The sequence below is a fragment of the Streptomyces sp. NPDC048566 genome, assembly GCF_043199735.1.
In the GTDB taxonomy this organism is placed as follows: domain Bacteria; phylum Actinomycetota; class Actinomycetes; order Streptomycetales; family Streptomycetaceae; genus Streptomyces.
In genome coordinates, this window is sequence record NZ_JBICWL010000002.1 from 252,106 (window position 1) to 264,010 (window position 11,905).

Annotated in this window: 14 protein-coding genes; 13 read left to right on the top strand and 1 reads right to left on the bottom strand. The window is 75.2% G+C overall.

The window, feature by feature from the left end:
- The first annotated feature begins 22 nt into the window (after positions 1-22).
- From ACGFS9_RS04905 to ACGFS9_RS04930, 6 genes are read left to right on the top strand one after another with little or no spacing between them, the layout of a single operon-like run.
- A complete protein-coding gene (locus tag ACGFS9_RS04905) occupies positions 23-934 on the top strand; it encodes a NifU family protein (protein WP_393250900.1) in 912 nt (303 codons plus the stop codon).
- Positions 931-1,683, top strand: a complete 753-nt coding sequence (locus ACGFS9_RS04910; RefSeq protein ID WP_393250901.1) for a DUF5947 family protein — start codon at positions 931-933, stop codon at positions 1,681-1,683. The genes ACGFS9_RS04905 and ACGFS9_RS04910 overlap by 4 nt, the downstream gene beginning before the upstream one ends.
- Positions 1,680-2,321, top strand: a complete 642-nt coding sequence (locus ACGFS9_RS04915; RefSeq protein WP_393250902.1) for a DUF6084 family protein — start codon at positions 1,680-1,682, stop codon at positions 2,319-2,321. The genes ACGFS9_RS04910 and ACGFS9_RS04915 overlap by 4 nt, the downstream gene beginning before the upstream one ends.
- 1 nt (position 2,322) lies before the next feature.
- Entirely contained in the window at positions 2,323-3,783 is a 1,461-nt protein-coding gene (locus ACGFS9_RS04920; protein WP_393250903.1) for a hypothetical protein, read from the top strand.
- A complete protein-coding gene (locus ACGFS9_RS04925; RefSeq protein WP_393250904.1) occupies positions 3,780-4,322 on the top strand; it encodes a hydrogenase maturation protease in 543 nt (180 codons plus the stop codon). Before ACGFS9_RS04920 ends, ACGFS9_RS04925 begins: the two co-directional genes overlap by 4 nt.
- Positions 4,323-4,358: 36 nt before the next feature.
- Positions 4,359-4,463 (top strand): DUF6893 family small protein, encoded by a 105-nt coding sequence (locus ACGFS9_RS04930; protein WP_393250905.1) that lies wholly within the window; start codon positions 4,359-4,361, stop codon positions 4,461-4,463.
- On the opposite strand, the gene ACGFS9_RS04935 is transcribed toward ACGFS9_RS04930, so the two are convergent.
- On the bottom strand, positions 4,439-4,867 hold the full coding sequence (locus tag ACGFS9_RS04935; protein ID WP_393250906.1) for a helix-turn-helix transcriptional regulator: 429 nt from the start codon (positions 4,865-4,867) through the stop codon (positions 4,439-4,441). The genes ACGFS9_RS04930 and ACGFS9_RS04935 overlap by 25 nt on opposite strands.
- A gap of 85 nt (positions 4,868-4,952) precedes the next feature.
- On the opposite strand from ACGFS9_RS04935, the gene ACGFS9_RS04940 reads away from it, so the two are divergent.
- The 7 genes from ACGFS9_RS04940 (at position 4,953) to ACGFS9_RS04970 (ending at position 11,860) form a co-directional block, all read left to right on the top strand.
- Entirely contained in the window at positions 4,953-5,432 is a 480-nt protein-coding gene (locus ACGFS9_RS04940; protein ID WP_393250907.1) for a hydrogenase maturation nickel metallochaperone HypA, read from the top strand.
- Positions 5,416-6,342: a hydrogenase nickel incorporation protein HypB gene (gene hypB, locus ACGFS9_RS04945; protein ID WP_393250908.1), complete on the top strand. Its 927-nt coding sequence runs from the start codon at positions 5,416-5,418 to the stop codon at positions 6,340-6,342. The genes ACGFS9_RS04940 and hypB overlap by 17 nt, the downstream gene beginning before the upstream one ends.
- Positions 6,339-8,699, top strand: coding sequence for a carbamoyltransferase HypF (gene hypF / locus ACGFS9_RS04950; RefSeq protein WP_393250909.1), 2,361 nt, complete (start codon positions 6,339-6,341; stop codon positions 8,697-8,699). The genes hypB and hypF overlap by 4 nt, the downstream gene beginning before the upstream one ends.
- Positions 8,700-8,712: 13 nt before the next feature.
- Positions 8,713-9,051, top strand: coding sequence for a HypC/HybG/HupF family hydrogenase formation chaperone (locus ACGFS9_RS04955; protein WP_393250910.1), 339 nt, complete (start codon positions 8,713-8,715; stop codon positions 9,049-9,051).
- Positions 9,048-10,166: a hydrogenase formation protein HypD gene (hypD, locus tag ACGFS9_RS04960; protein ID WP_393250911.1), complete on the top strand. Its 1,119-nt coding sequence runs from the start codon at positions 9,048-9,050 to the stop codon at positions 10,164-10,166. Before ACGFS9_RS04955 ends, hypD begins: the two co-directional genes overlap by 4 nt.
- 73 nt (positions 10,167-10,239) lie before the next feature.
- The gene (gene hypE, locus ACGFS9_RS04965; RefSeq protein ID WP_393251269.1) at positions 10,240-11,229 is read left to right on the top strand and encodes a hydrogenase expression/formation protein HypE; all 990 of its coding nucleotides are present in this window, start codon (positions 10,240-10,242) and stop codon (positions 11,227-11,229) included.
- Positions 11,230-11,422: 193 nt separating this feature from the next.
- Positions 11,423-11,860, top strand: a complete 438-nt coding sequence (locus ACGFS9_RS04970) for a DUF779 domain-containing protein (RefSeq protein WP_393250912.1) — start codon at positions 11,423-11,425, stop codon at positions 11,858-11,860.
- Positions 11,861-11,905 lie beyond the last annotated feature (45 nt).

The window sequence follows — 11,905 nt, forward strand, 5'->3', positions numbered from 1 at the left end:
TCCCCAGGAGAGGTGCTTGCCGATGGCCGGACAGCAGACGGGCGAGCGGATCGAGGCGCTGCTCGACGAACTGGCACAGCGCGCGGGGCCGCGGGCGCGCGAGACGGCGGACGAACTGGTGCGCGCCCTGGTCGAGTTCTACGGCGAGGGCCTGGCCCGGGCGGTCCGGCTGCTGGGGTCCGCGCCCGCGGGCGCGGACCCGCTGGCCGTGCTCACCGCCGACGAACTCGTCGGCGACCTGCTGATCCTGCACGACCTGCACCCCGAGGACACCGCGACGCGGGTGGGCCGCGCTCTCGACAAGGTCCGGCCCTACCTCGGAAGCCACGCCGGCGACGTCGAGGTGGCCGGACTCGACCCGGAGACGGACGGCGGCCCGACGCTGCGGCTCCGGCTGCGCGGCAGCTGCGAGGGCTGCCCGTCCTCCACCCAGACCGTCCGCTGGACCATCGAGGAGGCGGTCGCCCGCCTCGCCCCGGAGATCGCGCACATCGAGGTCGAGGGAGTGGGCCCGCAGGAGGAGCAGCCGGCGCTGCTCCAGATCCTCCCGCACCGCCCGGACGACGGGCCGGGTCCCGCGGCACCGGGCGGCGCGGCACCCGACGAGGCCCACTGGTACCCGATCGGTCCCGGCGCGCCGCCCGCGGGCGAACGGTCCACCGCGGTCGCCGAGGTGTCGGGCCGGGCCCTGCTGCTCGTCCGGCTGCCCGGCGGCCTGTACGCCTACCGCGACCGCTGCCCGGTGTGCGCCGCCGGCCTGGCCGGGGCCGCCCTCGACGGGGATCTGCTGCACTGCGCGGAGTGCGCCGCCGCCTTCGACGTGCACCGGGCCGGCCGGGGCGACCGCGCCCACCTCGAACCGGTGCCCCTGCTGGAGGAGGACGGCGAGATACGGGTGGCGCTGCCCGGCGCGCTGCTGGGGGCGGGACCGTGACCGCCGACGTGCTGAAGCAGTTCACCCGGCGGCCGCCGCCGGAGGGTGAACGGTGCGACCTGTGCGGCGAGCCGCTGCCGGCCGAGCACCGGCATCTCGTCGACACCGCCCGGCGCTCCCTGAAATGCGCCTGCCCGCCCTGCCACCTGCTGTTCACCCGGCCCGGTGCCGGCCAGGGGCGCTTCCGGGCCGTGCCCGCGCGGTATCTGACCGACCCCGGCTTCCGACTCGGCGAGGCCGACTGGAACCGGCTGCAGATCCCGGTCTCGCTGGCGTTCCTCTTCCGCAACTCCGGCCTGGACCGGCTCGCGGCCTTCTACCCGAGCCCGGCGGGCGCCACAGAGAGCGAACTCGACCCGCGGGTGTGGGACGCGGTCCTCGGGCGCAGCCGGCTCGCCGCCGTCCTCGAACCGGACGTCGAGGCGCTGTTGCTGCACCAGGGACGCGGCGCTCCGGCGACCTGCACGCTCGTCCCGGTCGACGTCTGCTACGAACTCGTCGGGCGGATGCGGCTGCACTGGAAGGGCTTCGACGGCGGGGAGCAGGCGCGGGCGGACATCGCGGAGTTCATCGAGCGGATCGCGTCCGCCGCCCGGCCCGTCGGGCCTGCCGAGCCCCCGGCCCCGGTCCGGCCGACGGCCTCCGCCTCGCCGGGTGCGGCCGGTTCCACCTCCCGGGACGGCGCGCCCGTGCCCGGGGGGTCCGGGCAGCACGCTGGCCGCGCAGAGCACTCCGGGGGCGCCTCGTGACCGACCTCCACTTCACCTGCACCGGTGTGCGCCCCGAACCCTTCGGCGCCGGGCCCACGCTGCTGTTCGGGCTGCGGATCGAGGAGGCCGACCACCAGCCGGTGCACGCCCTCGCGCTGCGCTGCCAGATCCGCATCGAGCCGGCCGGGCGCGCCTACGCCCCGGACGAGGTCGGCATGCTGGGCGACCTGTTCGGGGAGCCGGAGCGCTGGAGCAGCACGCTCAAGCCCCTCCAGTTCGCGCATGCCTCCATCACCGTCCCCGGGTTCACCGGCACCACCGAGGTCGATCTGCCGGTGCCCTGCACCTATGACACGGAGGTGGCGTCGGCGTCGTACTTCCGGGCGCTGTCGCGCGGGGAGGTCCCGCTGCTGCTGCTCTTCTCGGGCACGGTGTTCACCGGCCGGGACGGCTTCCGGGCCGAGCCGGTCCCCTGGCACAAGGAGACCGTGTACCGGATGCCGGTGGACGTGTGGCGGAACATGATCGAGCAGTACTTCCCCAACTCGGGCTGGCTGCGCGTCCGGCTGGACGTGCTGGACTCCCTGCGCCGCTACCGCTCCGCCCGCGCGCTGCCGTCCTGGGAGCGGGTCTTCGAGGAACTCCTCGCGGGCGCCGAGGCCAAGGGGGCCGAGTGAGATGACCGGAGCGGTGCAGGACGGTTTCGAGCGGGCCCGCGCGGTGGCGGACGCGGTGCTGTTCGAGGGCTACGTGCTCTATCCCTACCGCGCCTCGGCCGCGAAGAACCGGCTGCGCTGGCAGTTCGGCGTTCTGGTGCCGCCCGCCTGGACGGCCGCGACCGGGGAGCCCGCCGCCCAGCGCACCGCATGCCTGCTGGAACCGAGGAGCGGCGACCGGCTGCACGCCGAGCTGCGCTTCCTGCACGTCCGGAGGCGTACCGTCGAACGGCTCGGCCCGGACGGCCGGTACACGGAGGTGGCCGAACTCGAACTGCCGGACCGGGTGGTGGTGCCCTGGGACGAGGGCCACGAGGAACGGGTCCTGGTCCACGAGAGGCTCTCCGCGCTGACGGGTGATCAGGCCGCCGCGCACGCGGTGCGGTTCGACCTGCCGGCGGCCGTCGAGCACGAACCGGTGACGGACGCCGACGGCCGGACCGTGGGCCGGCTCGTGCGGCACAGGGAGCGCCTCACCGGGGAGATCCGGCCTCGCGTCGAGGAGGTGCCCGGCCCCTGCCGGCTGCTGCGGCTCACGGTCGGGGTGCACAACACCACCGGCACCGACGGCGATCCCGGCGGCGACCGGGAGTCGGCGCTGGCGCACGCCATGATCGGCACCCACCTGCTCCTGGGGGTGCCGGGCGGGCGGTTCCCGTCGCTGACCGACCCCCCGGAGTGGGCCCGGGACGCCGCGGCCGGCTGCGTGAACGAGCACACCTGGCCGGTGCTGGCCGGCCCCGCCGGCACCGAGGACGTCGTGCTCTCCTCGCCGATCATCCTGGAGGACCACCCGGCCGTCGCCGCCGAGAGCCCGGGTCCGCTGTACGACGCCACCGAGATCGACGAGATCCTCTCGCTGCGCACCGCCGCGCTCACCGACCGGGAGAAGCGCGAGGCGCGGGGCACCGACGCCCGGGCCGCGGAGGTCGTCGACCTCGTCGACGGCATGCCCGAGGCCGTCCGGGAACGGCTGCACGGGGCGATCCGCGGACTGCGCGAGATCACCGGGGACGGCGCGGACGGCCCGGGCTCCGGGGACGGCGGCCGGACGGGTCCGCCGTCCCCGCCGCGGGCCGGACCGAGCCTGCCGGACGGGCCGGGGCACCCCTGGTGGGACCCGGCCCGGGAGTCCGGACCGGAGGCCGCCGAGGCCGTGGTCGTCGACGGCGAGACCCTGCGGCCCGGCAGCAGGGTCCGGCTCACTCCGGGCGCCCGCCGCACCGACGCCCAGGACGCGTTCCTCGCCGGCCGGCGGGCGACGGTCGAGGCGGTGGTCGGCGATCTCGACGGGGAGACCCACCTCGCGGTGGTCGTGGACGACGACCCCGGCACCGACCTGCGGCGCGCCCAGGGCCGCTTCCTGTACTTCAAGCCCGACGAGGTGGCCCCGCTGCGGGACGGCGAGGAGGCGGCGCCATGACCGGACCCGGCGGGGCGGTGCCCGAGGACACCGGACGGGTGCTCGTGGCCGGAGTAGGCAACGTGTTCCTGCGGGACGACGGATTCGGGGTGGAGACCGTACGGCGCCTCGCCGCCCGCCTACCCGAACTGCCGCCCGGCGTCGAGCTGATGGACGCCGGCATCCGCGGTGTGCACCTCGCCTACCGGCTGCTGGAGGGCTACCGGACCCTGGTGCTCGTGGACCTCGTCGGCCGGGGCGGCCCGCCGGGCACGCTCTACACGATCGACGTCGGCCCGCGATCCCCCGCCGAGCGGGTCGCGCCGGGACCGCTGGACACCCACGCCATGGACCCGGCGACCGTGCTGGCCCTGCTGCACGACCTGCACGCGGGTGCCGGGGGCACGCTGCCCGACGAGGTGTTCGTGATCGGCTGCGAGCCCGGGGCGACGGACGAGGGCATGGGCCTGACGCCGCCCGTCGCGGCAGCGGTGGACGCCGCCGCGACACGGGTGCTGGACCTGGTGCGGCGCGGCAGCGCCGTACCGCAGAGAGGCTGACCGGGACTGACCGGAGCCGACGACGAGGAGGCAGGCATGCAGTGGACATGGGTCGGCGTGGCCGCGGGAGTCGTGGTGGCCTACGGGGTCGCCCGGAACTTCTCGGACGTGCGCCGCTACTTGCGCATGCGGCGCATGTGATCCGGCGTGCGCGCATGATCGGGCGAACCGCCGTCGGCGGCCTGCGGGCTCCCGGGCTCCCGGCCGGGCACGTCGAGCTGCACGTACCGCTCCAGGAACAGGTGCAGGGTGCCGTGCAGGTCGCCGAGGCGGACGAACCACAGGGCGAGGTTCATGGCGCCCTGCTGGGTGATGGCGTAGACACGGCGGGCGGGGCCGCTCTCGGAGGCGTGCCAGTGCGAGGTGACCTCGCCGGCGCTCTCCATGCCGCGCAGCAGCCGGTACACGTGCGCCGGGTCCGCCTCGGCGCAGCCGAAGGCGCCCAGGCGCTGTACGAGCTCGTAGCCGTGGCCCTGTCGTTCCGCCAGCAGCAGGAGCAGCACCGGGGTCAGCAGCGCGCGTCGCTCGACCTCGTGGCCAGTCATCGTCCTCCCAGCCTAGCCAGCGGGGCTCGCGGCACCCACTCGAGCGGCCCGCCGGCGCGGAGCGGGGAACCGGGGGGTGGGTCCGGTGCATGAGCTGTCCATCGCCGTGGCGGTCGTCGAGCAGGTCGAGGCGGCGCTGCGCGAGGAGGGGCGGGACCCGCGCGGGGCCGGCGGGCCGGATGCGGTGACCGGCCGCGCGGTCGAAGCGGTGACCCTGCGGGTCGGCGAACTGGCGGGCGTGGTGCCCGAGGCCCTCGACTTCGCGTTCGCGCTGGCCACGGAGGGCACCGCGCTGGCGGGGTCCCGGCTGCTGGTCGACACTGTCGAGGGGCGGGGGCGGTGCGACGGCTGCGGCCGGGAGGCGCCGACCGGGATGCCCCCGGTGCTGTGGTGCGGGGAGTGCGGGGCGACCCTCACCCTGCTCGCCGGCCGGGAGCTGGACATCGTCCGGGTGGTGCTCGCCGACGGGCCGCCGGGCACGGGGGGCGCGGGCCGCGGGCCGGCGTCCGCGGTGGCCGGGCCGCCGACACGGGACGAGGAGGCGCACCATGTGCCGCACCATTGATCTGCATCAGGCCGTACTCGCGAGGAACGACGAGAACGCGCTGGGCCTGCGGGGCTATCTGGGTGACCGGGGCACCGTGGCGGTCAATCTGCTGTCCAGTCCGGGCAGCGGCAAGACGGCCCTGCTGGAACGGCTGCTGGCCGCGGCGGTGGCCGGCGGCACCCCGGCCGCCGCCGTGACCGCCGACCTGGCCACCGAGAACGACGCGACCCGGCTCGCCCGCTCGGGCGCCCCGGTGCGGCAGATCCTCACCGACGGGCTGTGCCACCTGGAGGCGGGCATGCTCCGGCGGCGGCTGGAGGGGTGGCTGCCGGAGGGAACCCGGCTGCTGTTCGTGGAGAACGTCGGCAACCTCGTCTGCCCCGCGTCGTACGACCTCGGCGAGACGCTGCGGATCGCGCTGGCGTCGGTGACGGAGGGCGAGGACAAGCCGGTCAAGTACCCGACGGCGTTCGGCCTCGCCCAGCTGGTCGTGATCACCAAGACGGACCTCGCGGACGCCGCCGGCTTCGACCGTGAGGCGTTCCTGTCCGGTGTCGAGCAGGTCAACCCGGGCGTGCCCGTTCTCGGCACGTCGGCGCGCACCGGTGACGGCGTGGACGGCGTGCTGGCCCACGTCCTGCGGGTCGCGGAAGGGGTGGAGCCGCACACGCCCGTACTGGCCCGGGAGCACGAGCGGCATCTGCACCGCCACGGCCACGACGGCGAGAGCGGCGCGCACCCCGCGGGCGGCGCGCCCGGGCACGAGCACCGCGCGGCGCGCGGCCACGCCCACGGGCCCGCCCCCGCCGATGGGAACCGGCCCCCGAGGGACGAGCCCGCCGGGCGGCAACCCGACGGACGCGGGCCGGACGGACGCGGGCCGGGAGGCGCGGCCGTCGCCGCCCGGGGCCCCGGAGCGCCCGCGTGACCGGGGCCGCGGGACGCGAGCGCCGGCACGTCACCGTCACCGGGGTCGTGCAGGGCGTCGGCTTCCGGCCCTTCGTCTACACGCTCGCGGAGGAACTCGGCCTGTCGGGCTGGGTCGCGAACAACGCCCGCGGCGTGGAGGCCGAGGTGGAGGGACCCGCGGCGGCCGTCGCCGCGTTCTGCGAGCGGATCGGCACCCGCCCGCCGCCGACGGCGGTGGTCGACGCGGTCCGGGAACGGGCCGTGCCGGCCCGCAACGACGGCCCGCTGTTCACCATCCTCGCGTCGTCCGGCGGCCCCGGCCGCACCCTGGTCTGCCCGGACACGGCCACCTGCGACGCCTGCCTGAGCGAGCTGGCCGACCCCGCGGACCGGCGCTACCGGCACCCGTTCATCACCTGCACGCACTGCGGGCCCCGGTTCACCATCGTCACGTCGCTGCCCTACGACCGGCAGCGCACCACCATGGCCGGCTTCCCGATGTGCGCGGACTGCGCCCGTGAGTACGCCGACCCGGCCGACCGGCGCTTCCACGCCCAGCCGATCGCCTGCCCCGCCTGCGGGCCCCGGCTCACCCTGCGCACCGGACCCGACGCGGCACGGGCGCCGCGCGACGCCGAGGCGCTGGCCGAGGCTCGGCGGCTGCTGGCCGCGGGAGCGGTGGTGGCGGTGAAGGGCATCGGCGGCTACCACCTGGCCTGCGACGCGGGCGATCCCGCCGCCGTCCGCACCCTGCGCAAACGCAAGAACCGGGGCGGCAAGCCCTTCGCGGTGCTCGCCGACTCCCCCGCGACCGTGCGGCGCCTCGCCCGCCTCGGCCCGGCGGAGGAGGAACTGCTCCGCGGCCCGCGCAAACCCGTGGTCCTGCTGCGCCGCGTCGAGGCGGCGCAGGAGGCCGTCGCGGCGGGGGTGGCGCCCGGCAGCCCGGACCTGGGCTTCATGCTGCCGTACACACCGGTGCACCGGCTGCTGCTCGGTCTGCCCGGCGACCCTCCGGGGCCCGCCGTCCTCGTCATGACCAGCGGCAACCGCTCGGGCGAGCCGATCGTGACCGACGACGAGGAGGCGCTGGTGCGGCTGGCGGGACTGGCCGACGCCTGGCTCTCGCACGACCGCCCGATCCATGTGCCCTGCGACGACTCGGTGGTCCGGATCTGCGCGGGCGCCGAGCTGCCGGTGCGCCGGTCGCGCGGCTACGCCCCGTTCCCCGTGGCGCTGCCGGTGCCCGTCGTGCCGGCGCTGGCCGTGGGCGGCGACCTGAAGAACACCTTCTGCGCCGGGGACGAGCGCTACGCGTGGCTGTCGGCGCACGTGGGGGACATGGACGACCTCGCCACCCTGACCGCGTTCGAACGGGCCACCGGGCACCTGGCGGAGCTGACCGGCGTGCGCCCGCGGCTGCTGGTCGCCGACCGCCATCCCGGCTACCGCTCGGCCCGCTGGGCGGTGCGCGCCGCCGCGGCGCGCGGGCTGCCGCTGCGCCGGGTGCAGCACCACCACGCCCATGTCGCCTCCGCCATGGCCGAACACGGCCTGGACGGCTCCGCCCCGGTCATCGGGGTGGCGTTCGACGGGACGGGCTACGGCGACGACGGCGCCGTGTGGGGCGGTGAGGTGCTGATCGCCGACTACGACGGATTCCGGCGGTTCGCCCATCTGCGGTACGTGCCGCTGCCGGGCGGTGACGCGGCCGTCCGCAACCCCTACCGGATGGCGCTGTCCCACCTGCGGGCGGCCGGCGTGCCGTGGGGGGACGACCTGCCGTGCACCGCGGCGGCCACACCGCAGGAGCGGCGGCTGCTCGCACGGCAGCTCGAACGCGGACTCCGGTGCGTGCCGACCTCCAGCATGGGGCGGCTCTTCGACGCGGTGTCCTCGCTCGCGGGCGTCCGCCACCGCGTCGAGTACGAGGCGCAGGCCGCGATGGAGCTGGAGAACGCGGCGCTGGCCGACCTGTCCGGCCCGCTCGCCGACGACGCGCGCGACGACGCGTACCAGTTCATCCTGGGAACGGGCCCCGCGGCCGGCGAGACGCCGCTGACCGCCGATCCGGGGCCGGTGCTGACCGCCGCGGCGGCGGACGTAGGCGCCGGTGTCACGGCCGGACGGGTGGCCCGCAGGTTCCACCGGGCGGTCCTCGCCCTGGTCCGGGAGGTGTGCGCGGTGGCACGAGACCGCACCGGAATCCGCACGGTGGCGCTCAGCGGCGGAGTGTTCTGCAACACGCTGCTCGCCGAGGGCTGCGGGACCGCCCTGGAGCGGGACGGCTTCACCGTGCTGCGGCACCGCAGGGTGCCCCCCAACGACGGCGGTCTTGCCCTCGGGCAGTTGATCGTCGCCGCCCGAGCACAGGACTAGCGAGGAGCGCGTCATGTGTCTGGCCGTACCCGGCCGAGTGCTGGAGATCGAGGAACGCGACGCGACGCGGATGGCCAAGGTGGACTTCGGCGGTGTCGTCAAGGACGTGTGTCTGGAGTACGTGCCGGACATGCGGGTCGGGGACTACGCCATCGTCCACGTCGGGTTCGCCCTGCAGCGGCTCGACGAGGAGTCGGCGAAGCAGACCCTCGAACTGTTCGAGAACCTCGGGGTGCTGGAGGAGGAGTTCGGCGACGCGTGGGGCAGGGCGGCCCGGGACGCCGGAGCCGAACGCCCCGCCGGTACCGGTCCGCCGGGCACGGACGGCGTCGGGAAGGAGGCGCGGCCATGAAGTATCTGGACGAGTTCAGCGATCCGGTCCTCGCCAAGCGGTTGTTCGACGACATCCGGGCGATCACCACCCGGCCCTGGTCGCTCATGGAGGTCTGCGGCGGCCAGACGCACTCGATCATCCGGCACGGCATCGACCAGCTCCTGCCGGAGGAGATACAGCTGATCCACGGACCGGGCTGCCCGGTCTGCGTGACCCCGCTGGAGATCATCGACAAGGCGCTGGAGATCGCCTCCCGGCCGGACGTGGTCTTCTGCTCGTTCGGCGACATGCTGCGGGTGCCGGGCAGCGGACGCGACCTGTTCAAGGTCAAGAGCGAGGGCGCGGACGTGCGGGTGGTCTACTCGCCGCTGGACGCGCTGCGGATCGCCCAGGAGAACCCCGACCGGCAGGTGGTGTTCTTCGGCATCGGCTTCGAGACGACGGCCCCGCCCAACGCGATGACGGTCTACCAGGCGAAGAAGCTGGGCATCCCCAACTTCAGCCTGCTCGTCTCGCACGTCAGGGTGCCGCCGGCCATCGACGCGATCATGCGCTCGCCGGACTGCCGGGTCCAGGGCTTCCTCGCCGCGGGGCACGTGTGCACGGTGATGGGCATGGCCGAGTATCCCGAACTGGCCGCGGAGCACCGGGTGCCGATCGTGGTGACGGGCTTCGAACCGCTCGACATCCTGGAGGGCATCCGGCGCGCGGTGCGGCAGCTGGAGGCGGGCGAGCACACGGTGGAGAACGCCTATCCGCGTGCCGTGCAGGCCGAGGGCAGTCCCGCGGCGAAGGCCATGCTGGCGGACGTCTTCGAGGTGACGGACCGCGCCTGGCGCGGCATCGGCATGATCCCGGCGAGCGGCTGGCGGCTGTCGCCGGCCTACCGCGACTTCGACGCCGAGTACCGGTTCTCGGTGACCGGCATCGAGACGCGGGAGTCGACGGTCTGCCGCAGCGGCGAGGTGCTCCAGGGGCTCATCAAGCCGCACGAGTGCGCGGCGTTCGGCAAGGAGTGCACCCCGCGCAATCCGCTCGGGGCGACGATGGTCTCCAGCGAGGGCGCCTGTGCCGCGTACTACCTGTACCGGCGGCTGGGGACTCCGGACAAGGAGGCGAGTTCCGTTGGGTGACTCCGCGTCGGCTCCGGTCGACTTCTCGTCCTGGACCTGTCCCGCTCCGCTGCGCGACCACGACAGGATCGTCATGGGTCACGGCGGGGGCGGCACGCTCTCCGCCGAACTGGTGGAGCACCTGTTCGCCCCCGCCTTCGGCGGCGACACCCTGGCCGAACTCGGCGACTCCGCCCACCTCCGGCTGGGCGGTGCCCGGCTCGCGTTCTCCACCGACTCCTTCGTCGTCCGGCCGCTGTTCTTCCCCGGCGGCAGCATCGGCGACCTGGCCGTGAACGGCACGGTCAACGACCTGGCCATGGCGGGTGCGGTGCCGGCCTACCTGTCCTGCGGGTTCATCCTCGAAGAGGGCGTCGAGGTGGCGGTGGTGGGGCGGGTGGCCGAGGCGCTCGGCGAGGCGGCCCGGACGGCCGGCGTGGAGGTCGCGACGGGCGACACCAAGGTGGTCGACGCCGGGCACGGCGACGGCATCTACATCAACACCGCCGGCATCGGCCTGGTCCCGGACGGCGTCGACATCCGCCCGCAGCGCGCGGCCCCCGGCGACGTGGTCCTGGTCAGCGGGCCCCTCGGCGTGCACGGCGTGGCCATCATGAGCGTGCGCGAGGGGCTGGAGTTCGGCGTCGAGATCGAGAGCGACACCGCGTCACTGGCCGGACTGGTCGCGGACATGCTCGCGGTCTGCCGCGATCTCCACGTCCTGCGCGATCCGACCCGGGGCGGCCTGGCCACCTCCCTGAACGAGATCGCGGCGGCGGCGGGCGTCGGCGTGCGGCTCGACGAACGGTCGCTGCCGGTACCGGACACGGTCGCCAACGCGTGCGCCTTCCTCGGTCTCGACCCGCTGTACGTGGCCAACGAGGGCAAGCTGGTGGCCTTCGTGCCGCCGGAGCACGCCGACGCCGTGCTCGCGGCGATGCGCGCGCACCCGCTGGGCAAGGAGTCCGTGGCGATCGGCCACTGCGTCCCGGACCATCCGGGCATGGTCGTGGCCGCCACCGGCCTGGGCGGCACCCGCGTGGTCGACATGCCGCTCGGCGAGCAACTGCCGCGCATCTGCTGACCGGCCGCGGCCGACCGGCCCCGCCCACCCCGTGTTCCGCGGGCGCGGGCGGGGCCGGTTCGGTGTGCCCGGCGCGTGCAACCCCGTCGCAACGTCCCGGGTGCTGTGCTGACCGGTGTCAGGCGCCGGCGTCCCCATCGCCAGGGGGACGCGACCGGCGCCGGGAGCCGCGAGCAGCCGACGGGAAGTGCCGATGCACCAGGACACGGGCAGGGACGACGACGCGACCGCGGGCCGGGACGGCGACGCCCCCGCGCACACGGACACCGGCACGGGCACGGACCCCGCACGCGTGGACCTCACGCCCGCGGCCGCACGGCTGCTGCGGCGCCTGCACGGGCTGCACGGGCCCCTGATGTTCCACCAGTCCGGCGGCTGCTGCGACGGCAGCGCGCCCATGTGCTACCCGGCGGGCGAGTTCCGCACCGGCGGCTCCGACGTCCTGCTGGCCGAGCTGGAGGTCGAGGGCGTCGCGGAACCGGTGGCGTTCTGGATGTCGGCGAGCCAGTACGAGCGGTGGAGCCACACCCGGCTGACCGTCGACGTGGTGGCCGGCCGGGGCAGCGGCTTCTCCCTCGAGGCACCCGAAGGAGTGCGTTTTCTGATCCGTTCCCGGCTCGTCGGCCGCTAGCCACCGGCCCGGGCGCCGTCCTCTGGTGCAATCCCCCCTGAGTCC

Bases quoted from the DNA above. Each gene is read 5' to 3' on its own strand.
- ACGFS9_RS04905 (WP_393250900.1), top strand. From the start codon at position 23: ATGGCCGGACAGCAGACGGGCGAGCGGATCGAGGCGCTGCTCGACGAA.
- ACGFS9_RS04920 (WP_393250903.1), top strand. From the start codon at position 2,323: ATGACCGGAGCGGTGCAGGACGGTTTCGAGCGGGCCCGCGCGGTGGCG.
- ACGFS9_RS04925 (WP_393250904.1), top strand. From the start codon at position 3,780: ATGACCGGACCCGGCGGGGCGGTGCCCGAGGACACCGGACGGGTGCTC.
- ACGFS9_RS04930 (WP_393250905.1), top strand. From the start codon at position 4,359: ATGCAGTGGACATGGGTCGGCGTGGCCGCGGGAGTCGTGGTGGCCTAC.
- ACGFS9_RS04935 (WP_393250906.1), bottom strand. From the start codon at position 4,867: ATGACTGGCCACGAGGTCGAGCGACGCGCGCTGCTGACCCCGGTGCTG.
- hypB (WP_393250908.1), top strand. From the start codon at position 5,416: ATGTGCCGCACCATTGATCTGCATCAGGCCGTACTCGCGAGGAACGAC.
- ACGFS9_RS04955 (WP_393250910.1), top strand. From the start codon at position 8,713: ATGTGTCTGGCCGTACCCGGCCGAGTGCTGGAGATCGAGGAACGCGAC.
- hypD (WP_393250911.1), top strand. From the start codon at position 9,048: ATGAAGTATCTGGACGAGTTCAGCGATCCGGTCCTCGCCAAGCGGTTG.
- hypE (WP_393251269.1), top strand. From the start codon at position 10,240: ATGGGTCACGGCGGGGGCGGCACGCTCTCCGCCGAACTGGTGGAGCAC.
- ACGFS9_RS04970 (WP_393250912.1), top strand. From the start codon at position 11,423: ATGCACCAGGACACGGGCAGGGACGACGACGCGACCGCGGGCCGGGAC.